21 protein-coding genes are annotated in these 19,196 nt (G+C 66.6%); 9 read left to right on the plus strand and 12 right to left on the minus strand.

The features are described 5' to 3' along the window. Window positions 1-49 precede the first annotated feature (49 nt). From trmD to rpsP, 3 genes are read right to left on the minus strand one after another with little or no spacing between them, the layout of a single operon-like run. Window positions 50-796: a tRNA (guanosine(37)-N1)-methyltransferase TrmD gene (gene trmD / locus E5CHR_RS23815; RefSeq protein WP_162582132.1), complete on the minus strand. Its 747-nt coding sequence runs from the start codon at window positions 794-796 to the stop codon at window positions 50-52. A 30-nt stretch (window positions 797-826) separates the two neighbouring features. Continuing rightward, window positions 827-1,381, minus strand: a complete 555-nt coding sequence (rimM, locus tag E5CHR_RS23820; RefSeq protein ID WP_162582133.1) for a ribosome maturation factor RimM — start codon at window positions 1,379-1,381, stop codon at window positions 827-829. A gap of 15 nt (window positions 1,382-1,396) precedes the next feature. Further along, window positions 1,397-1,660, minus strand: coding sequence for a 30S ribosomal protein S16 (rpsP, locus tag E5CHR_RS23825; RefSeq protein ID WP_068676152.1), 264 nt, complete (start codon window positions 1,658-1,660; stop codon window positions 1,397-1,399). 163 nt (window positions 1,661-1,823) lie between these two features. On the opposite strand from rpsP, the gene E5CHR_RS23830 reads away from it, so the two are divergent. Together E5CHR_RS23830 and E5CHR_RS23835 are read left to right on the plus strand one after the other, a co-directional pair. Further along, window positions 1,824-2,345 carry a GNAT family N-acetyltransferase gene (locus E5CHR_RS23830; protein WP_162582134.1) on the plus strand — a complete coding sequence of 174 codons (522 nt, stop codon included), beginning with the start codon at window positions 1,824-1,826 and terminating at the stop codon, window positions 2,343-2,345. Beyond that, entirely contained in the window at window positions 2,342-2,788 is a 447-nt protein-coding gene (locus E5CHR_RS23835) for a hypothetical protein (protein WP_162582135.1), read from the plus strand. Before E5CHR_RS23830 ends, E5CHR_RS23835 begins: the two co-directional genes overlap by 4 nt. A gap of 24 nt (window positions 2,789-2,812) precedes the next feature. Here E5CHR_RS23835 and E5CHR_RS23840 read toward each other — a convergent pair whose 3' ends face one another. The 5 genes from E5CHR_RS23840 to hda form a co-directional block, all read right to left on the minus strand. Continuing rightward, window positions 2,813-3,823 carry an inorganic phosphate transporter gene (locus E5CHR_RS23840; RefSeq protein ID WP_162582136.1) on the minus strand — a complete coding sequence of 337 codons (1,011 nt, stop codon included), beginning with the start codon at window positions 3,821-3,823 and terminating at the stop codon, window positions 2,813-2,815. Between the two features lie 12 nt (window positions 3,824-3,835). After that, window positions 3,836-4,480 (minus strand): DUF47 domain-containing protein, encoded by a 645-nt coding sequence (locus E5CHR_RS23845; RefSeq protein WP_162576181.1) that lies wholly within the window; start codon window positions 4,478-4,480, stop codon window positions 3,836-3,838. 93 nt (window positions 4,481-4,573) lie between these two features. Continuing rightward, window positions 4,574-5,035 carry a 2-amino-4-hydroxy-6-hydroxymethyldihydropteridine diphosphokinase gene (gene folK, locus E5CHR_RS23850; protein WP_269474065.1) on the minus strand — a complete coding sequence of 154 codons (462 nt, stop codon included), beginning with the start codon at window positions 5,033-5,035 and terminating at the stop codon, window positions 4,574-4,576. A 1-nt stretch (window position 5,036) separates the two neighbouring features. Next, on the minus strand, window positions 5,037-6,611 hold the full coding sequence (gene pcnB / locus E5CHR_RS23855) for a polynucleotide adenylyltransferase PcnB (RefSeq protein WP_162582138.1): 1,575 nt from the start codon (window positions 6,609-6,611) through the stop codon (window positions 5,037-5,039). Window positions 6,612-6,638: 27 nt separating this feature from the next. Continuing rightward, window positions 6,639-7,325 carry a DnaA regulatory inactivator Hda gene (hda, locus tag E5CHR_RS23860; protein ID WP_162583868.1) on the minus strand — a complete coding sequence of 229 codons (687 nt, stop codon included), beginning with the start codon at window positions 7,323-7,325 and terminating at the stop codon, window positions 6,639-6,641. A 205-nt stretch (window positions 7,326-7,530) separates the two neighbouring features. Between hda and purM the strand changes: the two genes are divergently transcribed. From purM to E5CHR_RS23880, 4 genes are all read left to right on the plus strand, one after another. Then, window positions 7,531-8,571 carry a phosphoribosylformylglycinamidine cyclo-ligase gene (purM, locus tag E5CHR_RS23865; RefSeq protein ID WP_162582139.1) on the plus strand — a complete coding sequence of 347 codons (1,041 nt, stop codon included), beginning with the start codon at window positions 7,531-7,533 and terminating at the stop codon, window positions 8,569-8,571. Between the two features lie 14 nt (window positions 8,572-8,585). Further along, window positions 8,586-9,644: an AI-2E family transporter gene (locus E5CHR_RS23870; protein ID WP_232062175.1), complete on the plus strand. Its 1,059-nt coding sequence runs from the start codon at window positions 8,586-8,588 to the stop codon at window positions 9,642-9,644. Between the two features lie 113 nt (window positions 9,645-9,757). Beyond that, window positions 9,758-10,822, plus strand: coding sequence for a glycosyltransferase family 4 protein (locus E5CHR_RS23875; RefSeq protein WP_162582140.1), 1,065 nt, complete (start codon window positions 9,758-9,760; stop codon window positions 10,820-10,822). 14 nt (window positions 10,823-10,836) lie between these two features. Then, window positions 10,837-12,987, plus strand: a complete 2,151-nt coding sequence (locus E5CHR_RS23880; protein ID WP_162582141.1) for an amylo-alpha-1,6-glucosidase — start codon at window positions 10,837-10,839, stop codon at window positions 12,985-12,987. A gap of 37 nt (window positions 12,988-13,024) precedes the next feature. Here E5CHR_RS23880 and E5CHR_RS23885 read toward each other — a convergent pair whose 3' ends face one another. From E5CHR_RS23885 to murJ, 3 genes are read right to left on the minus strand one after another with little or no spacing between them, the layout of a single operon-like run. Then, window positions 13,025-13,447, minus strand: coding sequence for a bleomycin resistance protein (locus E5CHR_RS23885; protein ID WP_162582142.1), 423 nt, complete (start codon window positions 13,445-13,447; stop codon window positions 13,025-13,027). Then, the gene (locus E5CHR_RS23890; protein ID WP_162582143.1) at window positions 13,447-14,298 is read right to left on the minus strand and encodes a SirB1 family protein; all 852 of its coding nucleotides are present in this window, start codon (window positions 14,296-14,298) and stop codon (window positions 13,447-13,449) included. The genes E5CHR_RS23885 and E5CHR_RS23890 overlap by 1 nt, the downstream gene beginning before the upstream one ends. 55 nt (window positions 14,299-14,353) lie before the next feature. Further along, window positions 14,354-15,919 carry a murein biosynthesis integral membrane protein MurJ gene (gene murJ, locus E5CHR_RS23895; RefSeq protein ID WP_162582144.1) on the minus strand — a complete coding sequence of 522 codons (1,566 nt, stop codon included), beginning with the start codon at window positions 15,917-15,919 and terminating at the stop codon, window positions 14,354-14,356. Window positions 15,920-16,037: 118 nt separating this feature from the next. On the opposite strand from murJ, the gene rpsT reads away from it, so the two are divergent. After that, entirely contained in the window at window positions 16,038-16,349 is a 312-nt protein-coding gene (gene rpsT, locus E5CHR_RS23900) for a 30S ribosomal protein S20 (protein WP_162582145.1), read from the plus strand. A 116-nt stretch (window positions 16,350-16,465) separates the two neighbouring features. On the opposite strand, the gene E5CHR_RS23905 is transcribed toward rpsT, so the two are convergent. Next, entirely contained in the window at window positions 16,466-16,798 is a 333-nt protein-coding gene (locus E5CHR_RS23905) for a DUF3579 domain-containing protein (RefSeq protein WP_162582146.1), read from the minus strand. 161 nt (window positions 16,799-16,959) lie between these two features. Here E5CHR_RS23905 and E5CHR_RS23910 point away from each other — a divergent pair, with 161 nt between their 5' ends. Together E5CHR_RS23910 and argF are read left to right on the plus strand one after the other, a co-directional pair. Beyond that, window positions 16,960-18,165 carry an aspartate aminotransferase family protein gene (locus E5CHR_RS23910; RefSeq protein ID WP_162582147.1) on the plus strand — a complete coding sequence of 402 codons (1,206 nt, stop codon included), beginning with the start codon at window positions 16,960-16,962 and terminating at the stop codon, window positions 18,163-18,165. After that, complete coding sequence (gene argF, locus E5CHR_RS23915) at window positions 18,162-19,154, plus strand: ornithine carbamoyltransferase (RefSeq protein ID WP_443083092.1); 993 nt, start codon at window positions 18,162-18,164, stop codon at window positions 19,152-19,154. The genes E5CHR_RS23910 and argF overlap by 4 nt, the downstream gene beginning before the upstream one ends. Window positions 19,155-19,196 lie beyond the last annotated feature (42 nt).

Here is a 19,196-nt window from a genome sequence, read left to right on the forward strand (position 1 = left end):
CCTGGACGGCTGCGCCGACGCGGCCGGCAGAGGATCGGGGAGCCAAAGATTATAGCTTTTTCGCAAGCGCTTTCTCGTCCGTTGCGCTCAGAAGGCCCGCCGCGCGCGCCGCATCGATCAACTCGGGCCGCTTCTGCAGCGTGATGGCGAGCCGCTGGTCGCGCCGCCAGCGCTCGATCTGCTCATGGTGACCTGAAAGCAGGACTGGCGGCACGCCCTGTCCCTTCCATTGCTCGGGGCGGGTGTAATGGGGACAGTCGAGCAGCCCATCCAGCGCCGGGTTGAAACTGTCCTGGATGTGGCTCGCCTCGTCGCCCAACACGCCGGGCTGCAGCCGGGCCACCGCGTCCAGGAGGGCCATCGCGGGAATCTCGCCGCCCGAGAGCACGAAGTCGCCCAGGCTGAGCTGGTGCGTCACGCGGGCGTCGATGAACCGCTGGTCGATGCCCTCATAGCGCCCGCATACCAGGACTGCGCCCTCGCCCGAAGCCCAGTGCTCGACCGCACCATGCCGCAGGGCCTCGCCCAGCGGCGAAAACATCACGACAGGCGCTGCGGCCCCGCGTGCAGCAAGCGCAGCATCCAGGCAAGCCGACAGCGGCTCGGCCATCATGACCATCCCTGGCCCGCCGCCGAATGGGCGGTCGTCGACTCGGCGGTAGTTGCCCTCGGAAAAATCGCGCGGGTTCCACAAATTGACCTGTACCTGCCCGGTCTCGAAGGCGCGTCGCGTCACACCGGTCACGAGGAAGGGCGTGAACAGTTCAGGGAACAGAGTAATGACGTCGAAGCGCATTGGGCGCCGGGGCCGGTGCGGCACCGCTGCTCAGTAGTCAGGCTGCCAGTCGACTGTGATCAGCCGGCCCGCCAGGTCCACCTTGTCGACGAACGCGGAGACGAAGGGGATCATCCGCTCGACCGGCTTGCCATCCTCCAGAGCCTCGAGCACCAACGTGGTCTGCGGGCCATTCGCAAGCATTTCGCGAACCGTGCCGAGTGCCACGCCTTCCCGATTTACGACCGGAAGCCCGATCAGGTCGACCCAGTAGTACTCGTCCGTTGCGGCCGTTGGAAAGCTCGAGCGCGGCACGAATACGCGCGCACCGCGCAGCGCCTCGGCGGCGTTGCGGTCCGGCACGTCCTCGGAGCAGGCGACGACGCAGTCGGAATGCTCCTTGGCCTCGCGGATGGCCAAACGGAACACGCCGGTGGCGTTGCCGCCGGGCGCCTGCAGGAACCAACGCTTGGAGGAGAAAAGCGCCTCGGGCTTGGCGCTGTGGGGCAGGACCTTGAACCAGCCCTTGATGCCCCATGCGTCGGCAATGCGCGCCACTTCGATCGCGTCCGCCGGCAGTTCGGCGGCTTCGAGCGTGGGCAGCATTGCCGAGCGGGCGGCTTAGGCGGCCGCCTTGGGGGCCGCGGCAGCGGCTTGCTTGATCAGGCGGGTGACCGTGGGCGAGGCCTGAGCGCCAACACCCTGCCAGTAGGCCAGGCGATCCTGCGCGATGCGGATGCCTTCCTCGTTGTCCTTGGCCGTCGGGTTGTAAAAGCCCAGGCGCTCGATGAATCGGCCATCGCGGCGTACGCGCTTGTCCGACACGACGATGTTGAAGAACGGACGACCTTTCGAGCCGCCGCGGGAGAGTCGGATCACGACCATGATTTATCCTTGGTGGTGCAGCGAACACTGAAATCGGTTCGCCCACGGAGTTCTTCCAGCGTCGAGACACGCGACATAGCCACCCGGCCAGCGCACGCTGAAAAGCCCGCGATTATAGCCCGAGCGATATTCCCACCATCCCGGCTTGCGCCGGGCCTTCCGAATGATCACCATACGCCCCAGCCGCGACGAAGACATTGCCGCGATCACAGCCATCTACGCCCACCACGTGCTGCACGGCACCGGCACGTTCGAGACCGAGCCGCCCACCGCCGCGGACATGGCGGCGCGGCGAGCCGATGTGCTGGCCAGGAAGCTTCCTTACCTGGTAGCCGAGCGCGACGGTGAACTGCTGGGCTTTGCGTACTGCAACTGGTTCAAGCCGCGCCCGGCCTATCGCTTCTCGGCCGAGGATTCCATCTACCTGGCTGAGGCCGCGCGCGGCCGGGGGCTCGGTGCCAAGCTACTCGCTGCATTGGTGGAGGCCGCCGAATCCGCAGGCGTGCGCAAGCTGATCGCCGTCATCGGCGATTCCGCCAACGCCGGTTCGATCGGCGTGCACCGCGCGCAGGGTTTCGAGCATGTGGGCGTGCTGAAGAACTGCGGCTGGAAGTTCGGCCAGTGGCGCGACGTGGTCCTGATGGACATGGTGCTGGGCCAAGGCAGCGCGACGAGTCCCGAATGAAGAACAAGACCGTAGCGGCCTGGCTCGCCTTCCTCGGCGGACCGCTGGGCCTGCACTGCTTCTACCTGCGCGGCTTCGGCAGCACGCTCGGCTGGCTGCTTCCCATCCCGACTGCCCTCGGCCTCTATGGCATCGAGCGCGTGCGCCTCTATGGGGTGGACGATGCGTGGAGCTGGCTGCTGCTCCCGCTGCTGGGCTTCACGATTGCGGGCTGCGCGCTGACCGCCATCGTTTACGGCTTGATGACGCCGGAGAAATGGAATGCGCGCCACAACGTCGGCGCCGCGTCCGACGCTCCGCCCGGACGCAGCAACTGGCTCACCATCGGCGCGGTCGTGCTGGCCTTGTTCTTCGGCAGCACCATCCTGATGGCCAGCATCGCCTTCAGCTTTCAGCGCTTCTTCGAGCACCAGATCGAAGAGGGGCGCCGGATCTCACAATAGCCCCGATAGCCCCGATAGCCCCGATCAGAAAATCTGCAGGCCGATCCAGTAGGCGACGGCCGCCACGAAGGCAGATGCCGGGATGGTGAAGACCCAGGCCCAGACGATGTTGCCGGCCACGCCCCAGCGCACCGCGCTGGCGCGCTGCGTCGAACCAACGCCGACGATCGCACCGGTGATGGTGTGCGTGGTCGACACCGGGATGCCCAGCGCAGTGGCGAGGAAGAGCGTCAGCGCCCCGCCCGTCTCTGCGCAGAAGCCGCCGACCGGCTTCAGCTTCGTGATTTTCTGGCCCATGGTCTTGACGATGCGCCAGCCGCCGAACATGGTGCCCAGCGCGATCGCGGCATAACAGGTCGCGATGGTCCACGCCGGCGGCGCGTCTGCGTCGGCAGCTGCATGGCCGGTTGCGATCAGCAGCATCCAGATGATGCCGATCGTCTTTTGCGCATCGTTGCCGCCGTGGCCCAGGCTGTACGCGCCGGCCGAGACCAGCTGCAGGGTGCGGAACCACCGGTCCACGCGCGAGGGCGTCGAACGGCGGAAGAGCCAGGCGACGAGCACCATCATCATCGAGCCGAGCAGGAATCCGAGCAACGGCGACACGAAGATGAAAGCCACCGTTTTCCAGATGCCCGCGGCGACGAGCGACCCCGCACCCGCCTTGGCCATCACCGCGCCGACGATGCCGCCGATCAGCGCATGCGAGGAACTGCTGGGAATGCCGTAGTACCAAGTCAGAAAGTTCCAGCTGATGGCGCCCACCAGCGCCCCGAAGACCACGTGCACGTCGACGACCCCGGGATGCACGATGCCCTTGCCGACCGTGGCCGCCACGCTGAGGTGGAACACGAAGACCGCAACCAGGTTGAAGAAGGCGGCGAACACGACCGCGTGCCCGGGCTTGAGCACGCCCGTGGACACGACCGTGGCAATGGAATTCGCCGCGTCGTGGAAGCCGTTCATGAAGTCGAATGCGATGGCCAGCGCGACCAGCACTACCACCACCCAGAGGGCGACCTGGACCGATTCCATTCGGCGCCGCGCTCAGGAATTCTCGAGGACGATGCCCTCGATCACATTGGCCACGTCCTCGCACTTGTCGGTGATCCGCTCGAGGAGCTCGTAGATCGCCTTCAGCTTGATGACCTCGCGCACGTCCGGCTCCTCGCGGAAGAGCTTGCTCATGGCGCTGCGCAAGACGCGGTCAGCGTCGGATTCGAGGCGGTCGATCTCCTCGCAAGTCTTGAGCGCGGCCTCGGCGGTCGCCGGCTCGCTCACCCTGCCGAGGAGCTTGACAGCGTCCTTCACGCGTTCGCAACATTTGGTGCTCAGGGCGGTGAGGCGAGTGATCTCATCCGTCATGTGGCGCACGTCGTACAGCGCCATGGTTTCGGCCGAGTCCTGGATCAGGTCAGCCACGTCGTCCATCGTGTTGATCAGCTTGTGGATCTGCTCGCGGTCGATGGGGGTGATGAAGGTCTTGTGAATGAGCCGATTGACGTCATGCGTCACTCGGTCGGCCGCGCGCTCGGCGTTGTCGACATCGCGGTTGTACTGCTCGCGCAAGTGCAAATCGTTGTAGTTGCCCACCAGCTGCTCGAAAGCACGCGCGGCTTCGACGATGCGATCGGCATGCTGATTGAACATCTCGAAGAAATTCCCCTCACGGGGAAGCAGCTTGCCAAACATTGGCGATCTCCTGGGTTCACGGCTATCACCCGCCCGTGACGCCATCATGAAAAAACCTGGCAAGTGTAATGGGCAAGCACCGCCGAGGCGGGCTCAGAGCCGCTCGATGCGCTGGCCGGCCACCCCCTCCAGCTGGGCCGCCGAGACCAGGGCCGGTGCGATCTCGGCGAGCGGCAGCAGCACGAAGGCGCGCTCGCCAAGGCGCGGATGCGGCAGGGTCAGAACGGCGCTTTGCATCGTGGTGTCGCCGTGATGCAGCAGATCGAGGTCGAGGGTACGCGGTGCGTTGCGGTAGGGCCGCACGCGCCCGGCCTCAGCCTCGAGCCGCTGCAGTTCGGCGAGCAGGGCCAACGGCGCCAGGCCGGTGCGCAGCTCCACGACGGCATTGATGAAATCGGGCCCCTGCGCTTCGATGGGTGCGCTGCGATACAGCGAGGAGCGCGCGACGAGCTGCGTGCCAGGCAAGGTTGCGAGGTCGTCCATTGCCCGCCTCACCATCGCCTGCGCGTCGCCGAGATTGGCGCCGATGGCGACGTAGGCCGGCGTTGCGGTCACGTCATTCGGCCGCCATGCTGCTGCCGGCCTCGCCGCCGGTGCGCGGCTTTCGCCGGCGGCGGCGCTTACGCGGCGCAGAGGCGGCCAGCTCGCCCTCGGGCGGCTGCGCCTGCTCGGCATCGCCATCGGCTGGCGCAGCTGCAGGTGCCGCGCTGCGGGCCGGGCCGCGCTGGCGGGTTCTCTTGTGCTGCTCGTCGCGCACCTGGTCCAGCAGGTCCTGGCGTCGCAGGTCGTCGGAAGTGCTGCTGAACTCTTGCCACCATTCGGCAATCGCCTCGCTCACCTCGCCGACGTCGGCGCGCAAGCGCATGAAGTCGAAGGCCGCACGAAAGCGCGCCTGCTCGACCAGGCTGTACGGCGTGGCGCCGCTGCGCTTGTCGAAGCGCGGCTGCATCATCCAGATCTCGCGCATGTCGGCTGCGAGCTTGCCTCGCCCCGAGACGTCACCGATGCGAGCATTGAACACGTCGTCGATGGCATCCTGCAGGGCCGGGAAGGACGCCTGGGGGCGCTGGCCGTGATGTCCTTCGACCCGCTGCGCCCAGCCGTCGCGCACATCGGCCCACAACACGCAAGCCAGCAGGAAGCTCGGCGCCACCGGCTTGCCCTCGCCGACACGGCGGTCGGTGTCCTGCAGCGCGGCCTTGACGAAGGGCTGCTCGGCACGCTCGACGATCACGTCGAGCAGCGGGTAGATTCCGGTCGCCAGCCCCAGCTTGCGCAGCTGCGCCACCGTCGCCATCGCGTGGCCGGTCTGCAGCAGCTTGAGCATCTCGTCGAACAGGCGGCTCTGGGGAACGTCGGCCAGCAGCTTGCTGCATTCGACCAGCGGCGTCCCGGTCTTGGGTTCCAGCGAAAAACCCAGCGCCGCCAACTTGGCCGAGAAGCGGATCGCACGGATGATGCGCACCGGGTCCTCGCGGTAACGCGTGGCCGGGTCTCCGATCATGCGCAGCGTGAGCTTCTTGGCGTCCTTGATGCCGTTGTGATAGTCGACCACGATCTGGCTGGCCGGGTCGTAGTACATCGCGTTGATGGTGAAGTCGCGCCGTGCGGCGTCTTCCTCCTGCGGGCCCCAGACGTTGTCGCGCAGCACGCGGCCGCTGGCGTCCACCGCATGCTTCATGCCGGCGAGTTCGCCCTTGCTGGTGCGCTCGTTGCCGGCCACCTGCTCGGCGCCCGCGCTGTCCATGTAGGCGCGAAAGGTCGAGACTTCGATCACCTCGTGCTCGCGCCCGCGGCCATACACCACGTGAACGATGCGAAAGCGCCGGCCGATGATGAAGGCGCGCCGGAACAGGCTCTTGACCTGCTCGGGCGTGGCGTTGGTGGCCACGTCGAAGTCCTTCGGGCGCAGGCCGAGCAGCAGGTCGCGCACGGCGCCCCCGACGACGTAGGCCTCGAAGCCGGCGTCCTGCAGCGTGGTGACGACGTTCCTGGCGCGCTCGTCCACCAGCTGCGGGTCGATGCCGTGCACGGAGGCTGGCACCTCCTGGCGCTTGCCAAAGCGGTTCTTGCCGCTGGAGCCGCCGGCGCCGGACTTGCCCAGGAGTTTGTCGATGAATTTCTTGATCATTGGAAAGCTTCGGCGCGGGACGCGCCCTCATTCATTTTCTAGCATCGCCCGAATCAGCGGGATCGTGATCGCGCGCTGGGTCTGCAAGGCATAGCCGTCGAGCTGCACCAGCAACTCCATCAGGTTGCCCAGATCTCGGCTGAAGCGGTGCAACATGTAGTCGAGCACTTCGTCCGTCAGCATCACGCCGCGGCTGTCGGCGGCCTGACGCAGCACAGCGCGCCGCTCCGGTTCGTTCAGCACCTGCAAGTGGAACACATGACCCCATCCCAGGCGGGTGCGCAGGTCCTCCCGCAACGGCAGGTCGGCGGGCGGTACCGCGCCTGCCGCCACCACGCCGCGCTGCAGGCTCTGCGCGTTGACGAACCAGTTGAAGGCGGCGTGCTGCTGCACCGCGGTGTAGAGATGCACGTCGTCGAGCAGCACCGCACTCCATTGCTCGTCAAAGTCGGGCGGTTCGGAAAGTCCCGGATGCAGCCACCCCACGCTCGCGCCCTGCTCGCGCAAGGCGCTTCGCACCGCTTCGAGCAGATGTGTCTTGCCGCTGCCGCTCTCGCCCCACAGGTAGGTCGGCACGGGCGAATGCAGCGTGCTTGTACGCGCATCGCCGATCCACAGCCGCAAGTGCCGCACCGCGGGTTCGTTCGGGCCGGCAAAGAAGCCTGCCAGCGTCGGGCCGGCAGCGAGGCCGATATCGAGCGCGAGCTGCTTCATGCCAAGGCCACGGCGGGCAGCTGGGATGACGCGGATGACGCAGTACGTGGATTCATGAGACAGGCAGAAGCGCTGCGCGACGGGCCGGGGGCGCGGGGCAAGGGGCCCTAAAATCGTGGGGAATTCTATCGGCCCGACCGCCCCGGTTGCCGGCGTCATTCTCCTCCTCCCTTCGACCGTCCCATCTTTTTCGTCCGGCCCGCCCATGAACTCCACCCCGCCCACCCCGCTCAGCTACAAGGATGCCGGCGTCGACATCGATGCAGGCGACGCGCTGGTCGACCGCATCAAGCCCTTGGCCCGAAAGACGATGCGCGAGGGCGTGCTGGCCGGAATTGGCGGCTTCGGCGCCCTGTTCGAGGTGCCCAAGCGCTACAAGGAACCGGTGCTGGTGAGCGGCACCGACGGCGTGGGCACGAAGCTCAAGCTGGCTTTCGAATGGAACATGCACGACACCGTGGGCATCGACCTGGTGGCCATGAGCGTCAACGATGTCCTGGTGCAAGGTGCCGAGCCGCTGTTCTTTCTGGACTACTTCGCCTGCGGCAAGCTGGATGTAGACACGGCCGCGGCGGTGGTCGGCGGCATCGCCCGCGGCTGTGAGCTGAGCGGCTGCGCGCTGATCGGCGGCGAGACCGCCGAGATGCCCGGCATGTACCCGGCCGGCGAATACGATCTGGCCGGCTTCGCGGTGGGCGCGGTCGAGAAGGCGAAGATCCTCACGGGCCGCGACGTCAAGGCAGGCGACGTGGTGCTGGGCCTGGCCTCGTCCGGCGTGCATTCCAACGGCTTCAGCCTGGTACGCAAGGTCATCGAGCGGGCGGGCTCCGACCTGCCCGCCATGCTGGACGGCCAGGCCTTCCGCCATGCCGTAATGGCGCCGACCCGGCTCTATGTCAAGCCAGTCCTCACGGCGTTGGCGAGGCACCCGATCAAGGCGTTGGCCCACATCACGGGCGGCGGGCTGCTGGAGAACATCCCGCGTGTGCTGCCCGAGGGTACGGCGGCGCACTTGAAGAAGGGCAGTTGGCCGCAAAGCGAGCTCTTCGCCTGGCTGCAGAAGGTGGCCGGCATCGACGACCTCGAAATGAACCGCACCTTCAACAACGGCATCGGCATGGTGGTGGTGATCGATGCGGCCGAGGCTGCAGCCTGCGCCGCCACGCTGCGTGCCGAGGGCGAGACGGTGCACGAGATCGGCGTCATCGCACCGCTCGGCGCCGGCGCGGCCGTGGTCGTGGCCTGAGAAGGCCTCGCCGCGTGAGCATCGTCGTTCCCCCTCCGTCGCGCAAGCTGGTCACGGCGAGCTACCTGCTCATCGCCGGCGCCTTGCTGCTGATCATGTGGCAGGGCCTGCTCCCAGGGCTGCTGTGCGTCTGCGTCGGTTTTCTCGGCACGCGCCGTCTCGCACACTTGCTCGACGCTGGACTGCGCCGGCTGCTGCCCCCGAAGTCGCCCGAGCAGGCGCCGGACTCGCCGGCGTCCTGGGCGCGCATCGTCGCCGCCACCCTGGTGTCGCTGGCGCCGATCGGACTCGGAATACTGGCGTTCTCGGAAGCTCGCGAGTTCGTGCTCAACGCGCCGGAGCAATACCAGGAATTGCTCGACTACATCGCCCGCACGGTGCTGGAGCTGCGGCTCAAGCTGCCGCCCGACATCGGCGCCTACCTGCCCGAAGGCACGGCTGAAGTGCAGCGGGTCATCGCCGGCTACCTGCGCGCCCAGGCAGGCGTGCTCGCGGTGACAGGTCGCGCCTGGTTGGGAGGCTTGCTGTTCGCCTACGTCGGCCTGATCGTCGGCGCATTGGCAGCCATCGCCCAGCACCCTTCTACCGGCCGCCCGCTCGCCGAACTGCTCAGGCAGCGCATCCTTCTGTTCGGCGAGGCCTTCGGCCAGATCGTGGCTGCGCAATTCTGGATTGCAGCCTTCAACACGCTGCTGACTGCGGTCTTCCTGCTGTTCCTGCTGCCTCGCTGGGACCTGCACTTGCCCTACGCAACGGCGCTGATCACCTTGACCTTCGTCGCCGGGCTGGTGCCGATCGTCGGCAACCTCCTGTGCAACACGGTGATCACGCTGGTCGGCCTTTCGGTGTCGCCGGTCGCCGCCCTGGCCTGCCTGGCCTTTCTGATCCTCATTCACAAGGCCGAGTACTTCATCAACGCCAAGGTTGTCGGCACCCGTACTCAGATGGGGGTCTGGGAGCTGCTGTCGGTGATGTTCGTGGCCGAGGCCGTGTTCGGACCGGCCGGGCTCGTCGCGGCCCCGTTGTTCTACGCCTACCTCAAGAAGGAACTGCAGGTGGCACAGCTGGTTTGAAGGCTGGGGTCCCGCGGCTTGTGCGACTGGTCCTATCCAAGAATCGCCTTCGTCTGGCCTTGCGCACCCGGCATCGGTGCTCTTCTACCGCTTTTGCCGACGGTGCCTTCGCCATGAAAATTGCCCAGATCTCACCCATGTACGAATCGGTGCCGCCCCGCTTGTATGGCGGGACCGAACGCGTCGTCGCCCATCTCTGCAATGCCCTGGTGAGCCAGGGGCATGACGTTACTTTGTTCGCTTCGGCGGATACCCGCACCCGGGCCCGGCTGGTGCCGATGCGAGAGCAGGCGTTGCGGCTCGATCCGGCGCCGCTGAAATCCGACCTCGCCAGCCATATGGTGCTGTTGCAGGAGGTGCGACGCCAGGCGGCCGACTTCGACGTGCTGCACTTCCATATCGACCTGCTGCATTTCCCCTTCTTTGCGGACATGGCCGATCGCACGCTCACGACCTTGCATGGCCGCCTGGACCTGAAGGACCTGCCCGAGGCCTACGCGGCGTGGAAGGATTTCCCTCTTGCATCCATTTCCAGGCACCAACGCACGCCGCTGCCTTCCGCTCGATGGCATGGCACTGTCCACCACGGCCTGGACCCGACGCTCTACCCTTTCCAGCCCCAGGCAACCGGCGGCTATCTCGCCTTCCTTGGCCGCATCTCGCCCGAGAAAAGACCCGACCGCGCCATCGCCATCGCGACTCGGGCAGGGCTGCCGCTGAAAATCGCCGCCAAGGTCGACGCGGCGGACAAGGAATACTTCCGCGAGCGGATCCGGCCGCTGCTCGACCATCCGTTGGTGGAATACATCGGGGAAATCGGCGATGCCGAAAAGCCCGCCTTCCTTGGTGGGGCACTCGCCCTGCTCTTCCCCATCGATTGGCCGGAGCCATTCGGGCTGGTGCTGATCGAAGCCATGGCCTGCGGGACGCCCGTGATCGCCTGGCGCTGCGGCTCTGTGCCCGAGGTGGTGGACCACGGCGTCAGTGGCCTGATCGTCGCCGACGAGAACGAAGCGATTGCAGCCGTTCATCAGGTCGGAGCACTCGACCGCAGCGAGGTTCGCGCCACCTTCGACCGGCGTTTTTCCGCCACGACCATGGCCAAGGCCTATGTGGAGCTGTATCGTCGGCTTCCGGCGCACGACAAAGACGGCACTTTCTACCCTCAGGCAGCTTGAGCATGAGCCAAGGCATGACAACCGAACCGCCCCTCGCGGCGCTTGATGTCGAGGCGGTCCTCGAGCGCAACCCGCAGCGGCTGTTCGTCCTGAAAGAAGGCGACACTTTCCTGGTGGCCGATGTCTACGGCGACATCACCGGAGAAGCCGACGGGCTGTTCCACAACGACACGCGCATGCTGTCCACTTTCCTCTTGCGGATGGCTGGCAGCAGGCCGTCGCTGCTCTCCGGCGCCGTGAGCCAGGACAACCTGTTCTTTACGGCCAACTTGACCAATCACCCCCTGCCGCTGCTTGGCAATCCGGCCACGCCGGAAGGGGTGATTCACCTGGAGCGCAAACGCTTTCTCTGGGACAACAGAATTTTCGAGCGCATCAGCGTGCTGAACTATGGAGATCAACGGGTGCAGGCACCGCTGACGCTGCACTTCGCCGCTGATTTCCACGACATGTTCGAGGTGCGCGGCCAGCATCGGCAGCAGCGTGGCGTCCGCGAGCCGTCGCTCCTGAAGGACCGCGGCGTCGAACTGCGCTACCAGGGCCTCGACGGATTGCGCCGCAGCATGTGCATCGAGTTTTCCGAACCCCCCCAGAGCCTGGACGAGCGGCACGCAGCATTCATCGTGCAACTCGAGCCGCATCAGCGCTGGACCCTCCACGCCGAGATCGGGCCCTGCCCCGCCGACGCCGGCTGTTCGCGCTATCGGGCGGCGGCTGCCGCTGCTCGCCGCAGCATGCGCACGCGCCAGCGGCGAGGCGCACGCGTGCTGGCCTCAGGCCGGCTGTTCCAGTCGTGGCTCGACAAGTCGCGTGCCGATCTGGCCCTGCTGACCACCGACCTGCCCACCGGTCCTTACCCCTATGCGGGCATCCCCTGGTTCTCGACGCCGTTCGGACGGGATGCGATCGTCACCGCATTGCAGACCTTGTGGCTCGATCCCGGCCTGGCACACGGCGTGCTGTCTTTTCTCGCGCACAACCAGGCACAGCAGACTTCGACCTTCCGCGACTCCGAGCCGGGCAAGATCATGCATGAGACTCGCAAGGGGGAAATGGCGGCGGTCAACGAGCTTCCCTTTGCCAAGTACTACGGCGGTGTCGACACCACACCGCTGTTCGTCATGCTCGCGGGCGCTTACGCCGAGCGGATGGGCAATGTCCGTGCGCTGGATGCCTTCTGGCCTGCGCTCGAGGCCGCGGCGCGCTGGATCGAGCGAAATGCGGCCGGGCATCCCACCGGCTTCCTGAGCTACGCGCGCGGCGAGTTGACGGGGCTGGCCAATCAGGGATGGAAGGACAGCAACGACTCGGTGTTCCACGCCGACGGAAGTACGCCGGAGGGGCCGATCGCCTTGATCGAAGTCCAGGGCTACGCTTACCGGGCCTACGCCGTCATGGCCGAACTGTCGCGACTGCGCGGCGACGCGGACGCAGCACGCCACTGGGAGCAGTGCGCCGTGGCGCTGCAAGCCGCGGTCGAACGGCACTTCTGGCAGGAAGACATGCAGTTCTACGCGCTGGCATTGGACGGCCGCGGCCAGCCCTGCCGCGTTCGGGCATCGAACGTCGGGCACCTGCTGTACACCGGCCTTCCGCGGGCCGAGCGGGGCCGCGCCGTCGCCACACAGCTGCTGTCGCGCGCGTTCAACTCCGGTTGGGGCATTCGCACGCTGCCCCCCGAGACGCTGCGCTTCAATCCAATGTCCTACCACAACGGGTCCGTCTGGCCCCATGACGTCGTCCTGTGCGGCGCTGGACTGGCGCGCTATGGCGAACGCGACGGACTGGTGAGGCTTCTCAATGGCTTGTTCGAAGCCGCTACCCATTTCGGCATGCGGCTGCCTGAGCTGTTTTGCGGGTTCGAGCGTGCGCCGGGCGAAGCGCCTATCGCGTATCCGGTCGCCTGCCTGCCGCAGGCGTGGGCGGCGGGCTCGGTCTTCATGCTGCTGCAGGCTTCCCTCGGCCTGCAGCTCGATGCGCACCGCAGCCTCATTCGTGTCGAGCAACCCCGACTGCCGGATGGCATCGACCATCTGCAGGTCCGGCATTTGCAGCTTGGCACCCAGAACCTGGACCTGAGCTTTCAGCGCCTGGGCGAGCGCGTGGTCGCATTCATCGACCGGCAGGAGGGGCCGTCGCCGGTCACGCTGTCGCTGAAACTGTGATGCCTGTAGGGCCTGAACGCAGGATGGCGAGAAGCCCTCAGAGATAGCCGCAGAAGCGCAGCACATGGCCGTCGGGCTCGCGAATCGCGAACTCGCGCAGGCCCCATGGCTGCGACATCGGCGGTTCGACTACCTGAACGCCGCGCTTGACATACGCGGCATGCAGGCCGTCGACGTCCTGGCCGACATGAATCACGATCTCGCCGCGCCAGGCCTGGGCATCGCTTCGGCGGCATTGCCACAGGCGGATGTAGACCGGATCGCCATAACTGCGGTCGCCCTTCTTCACCCGGGCGTAGCTGGGCGGCTCGCCGGCGATGAAGTCGAGTTCGAAGCCGAGTACATCGCAGAAGTAGCGCGCGGCGCGGGCCGCATCGGCAACCGGAAGCACCGGCTGCACGCCGTGGAATTCATGCAGCGTGCCGAGGTCGGCGGCCGCGGCCCTGCTGTCCTGCACCATCAATTCTCCGCCCGGCGCAGGGCGGCGACGCGCTCGGCGATGGCATCGATGTCGAGTGCATCCTCGGCATGCATCAGGTAGGTCTCGAGGTCACGCACCGCGCGCGCGGTGTTTCCCTGCTCTGCATGAGCCAGCCCGCGGTCGCGATGCTCGCCCCAGGCCTCGGGGAACAGCGTGACCAGGCGGTCCTGCACCGCGATCGCGCGCTGCCAGTCTTCCTGCGCCCGGTGGATTTCCTTCAGGTTGCGCAGCATGCGCCCGATGATCTCCCGCGGCGAAGCCGGCTGCAGGTACAAGCCCAGCGGCACGTCGAAGTCGCCGACCAGACCGCTGCTGCGCTTGTAGGGCTCGAGGCGTTCGCTGAGCTCCTCGCGCGAGAGCGATTTTCCGGTGAACGGGTCGATTACCACCTGGCCCTTGGGCAGCGTGATCTTGAGCATGAAGTGCCCCGGAAAACCCACGCCGCGCGCCTGCAGGCCCAGCCCCTGCGCCAGCTCCATCCACAGCACGGCCAGGGAAATCGGGATGCCGCGGCGCGTGCGCAGCACCGCGTTGAGATAGCTGTTGTCGGGGTCGTAGTAGTCGTTGACGTTGCCGCCAAAACTCAGGTCGTGGAAGAAAAACTGGTTGAGGGCGCGCAGCCGTTGCAGCGGCGCGGCATCGGCGGGCAACCTGCGCTTGAGGCGAGCGAGCAGCTGGTCGACATCGCCCAGCACCTGCTGGACATCGAGCTCGGGGTATTCGTCCTGGGCCAGGCTGGCAGCGGCTTCGAGCAGCGGGAAATGATCATCGCTCTTGACGAGCGACTCGAAATACTCGAGTGCGGTGGGCGCCTGGAAGCTGAACGTCATGTGTCTTTGTAGAGGAGCACGCGCCGAGCGTCAAGGCGGGGCTTGCGCCGGGGGATCAGCGGCGCACCAGGCTGCGCAGCTTGACGCCCGCAAGCGCCAGCACGCCAAAGTACAGCACGGCGCCGCCGATCACCAGGGCTGCCAGCAGGCCGATGCGTTGCAGGCGCTGCGCCTGCAGCCCGATCCAGTCGAAGTGCTGGTTGCCCCAGACCAGCAGGGCGGTGAGTGCGGCAGTGCCCGCCAGCACCTGCAGCAGGAAGCGGCCCCAGCCCGGCTCGGGACGGTAGCTGCCACGGCGAACCAGCCCGAGGAGCAGCCAGAGCGCATTGATCATCGCGCCGATGGCAATGGTGAGCGTCAGCGCCGCATGCTGGAGCAGCGGCACCAGGGCCACGTTGAGCAGTTGCGTCAGCACCAGCACCGCCACCGCGATCAACATCGGCGTGCGTGTGTCGTGCTTGGCGTAGTAGCCCGGCGCCAGCACTTTGACAGCCACCAGGCCGACCAGTCCGACGCCGTAGCCCATCAAGGCGAGGCTGGTGCGCTGCACATGGAATTCGTTGAAGGCGCCGTTGTGGAACAGCACGGCCACCAGCGGTCGGGAAAAGACCAGCAGAGCCAGGGCGCAGGGCACCGACAGCAGCACCACCAGGCGAAGGCCCCAGTCGAGCATCGCGGAATAGCGCGCGTCGTCCTGGGCCGCGCGCGCACCGGCGAGCTGGGGCATCAGCACCACGCCGAGCGCCACGCCCAGCAGCGCCGTCGGGAACTCCATTAGCCGGTCGGCATTGGTGATCCAGCTCACGCTGCCGGTCGCCAGGTGGGAGGCGATCTGCGTGTTGATCAGCAGCGAGATCTGCGCCACGCTGACCCCGATCAGCGCGGGCAGCATCAGGCGCGCGACGCGACGCGTGCCCGGGTCGGCCCAGGCAGTCCGAAGCGCGCCCACGCCAAGGCCGATGCGCGGCATCATCCCGAGCCTGCGCAGCGCCGGAATCTGCAGCGCCAGCTGGAGCAGCCCGCCGACCATAACGCCCGCACATTGCGCGTAGATCGGCTCGATGCCAAGGCGCCGAAACCAAGGCGCACCGACCACGATGGAAAGGATCAAGGCCAGGTTGAGCAGCACTGGCGCAGCTGCCGGCACGGCAAACTTGCGCCAGGTGTTGAGGATGCCGCCGGCCAGTGCCACCAGCGACATGAAGCCGATGTAGGGGAACATCCAGCGTGTCATGACCACCGCCGCCTCGAAGCTCTCCGGGTCCTTCTGAAGGCCGCTGGCCATGGCCCAGACCATCAGTGGCGCTCCGATCACGCCCGCAACGCACAACAGCACGAGCGTCCAGGTCAACAGCGTCCCCACGTGGTCCACCAGGGCCTTGGCGCCTGTGTCGCCCTGCTCGGTCCTGTTGGCCGCCAGCACCGGCACGAAGGCCTGGCTGAAGGCGCCCTCGCCGAATACGCGCCGGAACAGGTTGGGGATGCGGAAGGCGACGTAGAACGCGTCGGTCATCGCGCTGACGCCGAACACCGAAGTCATGAGCACGTCGCGGATGAGCCCCGTGATGCGGGAAGCGAGCGTCAACAGGGAGACGGTGGAGGCGGATTTGAAGAGCGACACGGCCGGAAGTGTATGTGGCTGCGCGTGTCTTCCCAGGCGCCCGCGACGGACGATTGCCCCTGCCCTATAATGGAGGGCTTTGCCGCATCATCCGCAGACACCGTAAGGAACATCCACCATGGCATCCACCAAGCCGAAGAAAAAGAACCCGCGCCTCGCGTCGGGCCGCAAGCGCGTCCGCCAGGACACCAAGCTCAACGCCGCAAACACCTCGCTGCGCTCCAAGTACCGCACCGCTGTGAAGAATGTCGAGAAGGCCGTCGTCGCTGGCGACAAGACCAAGGCGACAGAACTCTTCGCGAAGGCCCAGAGCATCGTCGACACCATCGCCGACAAGGGCATCTTCCACAAGAACAAGGCTGCTCGCGACAAGAGCCGCCTGGCGGCCAAGGTCAAGACCCTGGCCCTCGCCGAAAAGGCCGCCGCCTGACGTCTTCAGGCAAGCCCGGACAGGCCTCCCGCCAGTCCGCCGTTTGATCTGGGTGCGCTGCAGCAAAGTGAAAAACCGCCTTCGGGCGGTTTTTTCATGGGCTGGTTGTTCTTCCCCTACTTGCGATTGCCTGCCGGCCCCGGCGGGTCGGGCACCAGGCACGCCTCGGCCACCTGCAGGTTGTTGTCCTTGGCGAAGTTCATCACGAAGTCCCAGGCCATGACCTCGGCCTCGCGCAATTCGGCGCTCACCACCACGCACTTGACGCCGTTCACCACCGTCGGCACGCACCAGGGCGAATAGCTCAGGTGGCTGTCCGGCTGCGGGCCGCCCGGCCGGAACGAGCACATCACGCCCGCCAGCCGCTCGGCCCAATCGCTCGGGCGAAACGTCCGGCCATCATGGGTGATGCCCTGAATGAAAACTTGTTTGGGAATGGGGGGAGCCATGGGTTGCGCGAAGGACGCAGACAGGTGCTGCGCTGCACAATGGATTCTATCCGGGCGGGTCTCGCAAGCGACACCGGAGCACGGCATTGCTGTGATGCGCAATCCTCAACGACGCTGCCGAGACGCAACCCTAGAATCGCTTTTCCTTTTTCGGAGATCGTATGAGCGCCACTGCCGCCCCCTCCTCGCCCCATGTCATGAACACCTACGGCCGCCTGCCGATCGCACTGTCGCATGGCCAGGGCTGCCGAGTGTGGGACACCGAGGGCCGAGCCTATCTTGACGGCCTGGGCGGGATTGCAGTCAACACCCTGGGCCACAACCATCCCGAGCTGGTGCCCGCTCTCCAGGAGCAGCTCGCCAAGCTGATCCACAGCTCCAACTACTACCACGTGCCGGGCCAGGAGCAACTGGCCGCCAAGCTCACGGAGCTCTCGGGCCTGACCAACGTTTTCTTCTGCTGCACCGGCCTGGAAGCCAATGAGGCCGCGCTGAAACTCGCGCGCAAGTTCGGCCACGACAAGGGCATCGAGCGCCCCGAGATCGTGGTCTACGAGGCCGCGTTCCATGGCCGCAGCATCGCCACCCTGTCAGCCACCGGCAACCCCAAGGTGCAGCAGGGCTTCGGCCCGCTGGTCGAGGGCTTCATCCGGGTCCCGCTCAACGACATCGAGGCGCTGAAGAAGGCCACCGAAGGCAACCCGAACGTGGTGGCCGTGTTCTTCGAGACCATTCAGGGCGAAGGCGGCATCCATCCCATGCGCTGGGACTACCTGCGCGCGGTACGCCAGCTGTGCGACCAGCGCGACTGGCTGATGATGATCGACGAGGTGCAGTGCGGCATGGGCCGCACCGGCAAGTGGTTTGCGCACCAGTGGGCCGGCATCAAGCCGGACGTGATGCCGCTGGCCAAGGGCCTGGGCTCGGGCGTGCCGGTCGGCGCGGTCGTGGCCGGCCCGCGTGCTGCCAACATCTTCGCTCCCGGCAACCACGGCACCACCTTCGGCGGCAATCCGCTCGCGATGCGCGCCGGCATCGAGACCATCCGCATCATGGAAGAGCACAAGCTGCTCGACAACGCCGCCAACGTCGGCGCGCACCTGAAGGGCGCGCTGGAGCGCGAGCTCGGCGGCCTCGCCGGCGTCAAGGAAATCCGCGGCCAGGGCCTGATGCTGGGCATCGAGCTCGACCGTCCCTGCGGCGTGATCCTCAACCGCGCCTGCGAGGCCGGGCTGCTGCTGAGCGTGACTGCCGACAGCGTGATCCGCCTGGTGCCGCCGTTGATCCTCAGCGTGGCCGAAGCGGACGAGATCGTCGCCATCCTTGCGCCGATCGTGAAGACCTTCCTCGCGGAGGCCACGCCATGAGCGCCGCCCGGCCGCCCGAAGGCGCTCGCCCCGCAGCTGCAGGCGAAGGCTTTCCGAAGACAGCGGGCCCGGCCCTGCGCCACTACCTTCAGTTCTCGGACTTCACCGCCGAAGACTATGCCTATGTCTTCGCGCGTGCCGCGCTGATCAAGAAGAAGTTCAAGGCCTACGAGAAGCACCAGCCGCTCACCGACCGCACCCTGGCCATGATCTTCGAGAAGGCCTCGACGCGCACCCGCGTGAGCTTCGAGGCCGGCATGTACCAGCTCGGTGGCAGCGTGGTGCACCTGACCACCGGCGACAGCCAGCTCGGGCGCGCCGAGCCCATCGAGGACAGCGCCAAGGTCATCAGCCGCATGGTCGACCTGGTGATGATCCGTACCTTCGAGCAGACCAAGATCGAGGCCTTTGCCGCGCACTCGCGCGTGCCGGTGATCAACGGCCTCACCAACGAGTTCCACCCCTGCCAGATCCTGGCGGACATCTTCACCTACATCGAGCACCGCGGCTCCATCGCGGGCAAGACGGTGGCTTGGGTCGGAGACGGCAACAACATGGCCAACACCTGGCTGCAGGCCAGCGAGATCCTGGGCTTCAAGGTGCACGTGAGCACGCCGAGCGGCTACGAGGTCGACCAGTCGATCGCCGGCATCCGCTCGGCCGACAGCTACCAGGTCTTCAAGGACCCGATGGAAGCCTGCAGCGGCGCCGACCTGGTGACCACCGACGTGTGGACCAGCATGGGCTACGAGGCCGAGAACGAGGCTCGCCGCGCCGCTTTCGCCGAATGGTGCGTGGACGAGGACATGATGCGGGCGGCCCGGCCCGACGCCCTCTTCATGCACTGCCTGCCCGCGCATCGGGGCGAGGAGGTGCAGGCCGAGGTCATCGACGGCCCGCAATCCGTCGTCTGGGACGAGGCCGAGAACCGCCTGCACGCGCAGAAGGCGCTGATGGAATTTCTGCTGCTGGGTCCTCAATCCGCATGATCGGCCGACCCACGCACCTGCGTGCGGCCAATTGGACTTCGG

It is taken from the genome of Variovorax sp. PBS-H4, assembly GCF_901827205.1.
Classification (GTDB): Bacteria; Pseudomonadota; Gammaproteobacteria; order Burkholderiales; family Burkholderiaceae_C; genus Variovorax.

Bases quoted from the DNA above. Each gene is read 5' to 3' on its own strand.
- trmD (WP_162582132.1), bottom strand. From the start codon at position 796: ATGCGCTTCGACGTCATTACTCTGTTCCCTGAACTGTTCACGCCCTTC.
- rimM (WP_162582133.1), bottom strand. From the start codon at position 1,381: ATGCTGCCCACGCTCGAAGCCGCCGAACTGCCGGCGGACGCGATCGAA.
- rpsP (WP_068676152.1), bottom strand. From the start codon at position 1,660: ATGGTCGTGATCCGACTCTCCCGCGGCGGCTCGAAAGGTCGTCCGTTC.
- E5CHR_RS23830 (WP_162582134.1), top strand. From the start codon at position 1,824: ATGATCACCATACGCCCCAGCCGCGACGAAGACATTGCCGCGATCACA.
- E5CHR_RS23835 (WP_162582135.1), top strand. From the start codon at position 2,342: ATGAAGAACAAGACCGTAGCGGCCTGGCTCGCCTTCCTCGGCGGACCG.
- E5CHR_RS23840 (WP_162582136.1), bottom strand. From the start codon at position 3,823: ATGGAATCGGTCCAGGTCGCCCTCTGGGTGGTGGTAGTGCTGGTCGCG.
- E5CHR_RS23845 (WP_162576181.1), bottom strand. From the start codon at position 4,480: ATGTTTGGCAAGCTGCTTCCCCGTGAGGGGAATTTCTTCGAGATGTTC.
- pcnB (WP_162582138.1), bottom strand. From the start codon at position 6,611: ATGATCAAGAAATTCATCGACAAACTCCTGGGCAAGTCCGGCGCCGGC.
- hda (WP_162583868.1), bottom strand. From the start codon at position 7,325: ATGAAGCAGCTCGCGCTCGATATCGGCCTCGCTGCCGGCCCGACGCTG.
- purM (WP_162582139.1), top strand. From the start codon at position 7,531: ATGAACTCCACCCCGCCCACCCCGCTCAGCTACAAGGATGCCGGCGTC.
- E5CHR_RS23875 (WP_162582140.1), top strand. From the start codon at position 9,758: ATGAAAATTGCCCAGATCTCACCCATGTACGAATCGGTGCCGCCCCGC.
- E5CHR_RS23880 (WP_162582141.1), top strand. From the start codon at position 10,837: ATGACAACCGAACCGCCCCTCGCGGCGCTTGATGTCGAGGCGGTCCTC.
- E5CHR_RS23885 (WP_162582142.1), bottom strand. From the start codon at position 13,447: ATGGTGCAGGACAGCAGGGCCGCGGCCGCCGACCTCGGCACGCTGCAT.
- E5CHR_RS23890 (WP_162582143.1), bottom strand. From the start codon at position 14,298: ATGACGTTCAGCTTCCAGGCGCCCACCGCACTCGAGTATTTCGAGTCG.
- rpsT (WP_162582145.1), top strand. From the start codon at position 16,038: ATGGCATCCACCAAGCCGAAGAAAAAGAACCCGCGCCTCGCGTCGGGC.
- E5CHR_RS23905 (WP_162582146.1), bottom strand. From the start codon at position 16,798: ATGGCTCCCCCCATTCCCAAACAAGTTTTCATTCAGGGCATCACCCAT.
- E5CHR_RS23910 (WP_162582147.1), top strand. From the start codon at position 16,960: ATGAGCGCCACTGCCGCCCCCTCCTCGCCCCATGTCATGAACACCTAC.
- argF (WP_443083092.1), top strand. From the start codon at position 18,162: ATGAGCGCCGCCCGGCCGCCCGAAGGCGCTCGCCCCGCAGCTGCAGGC.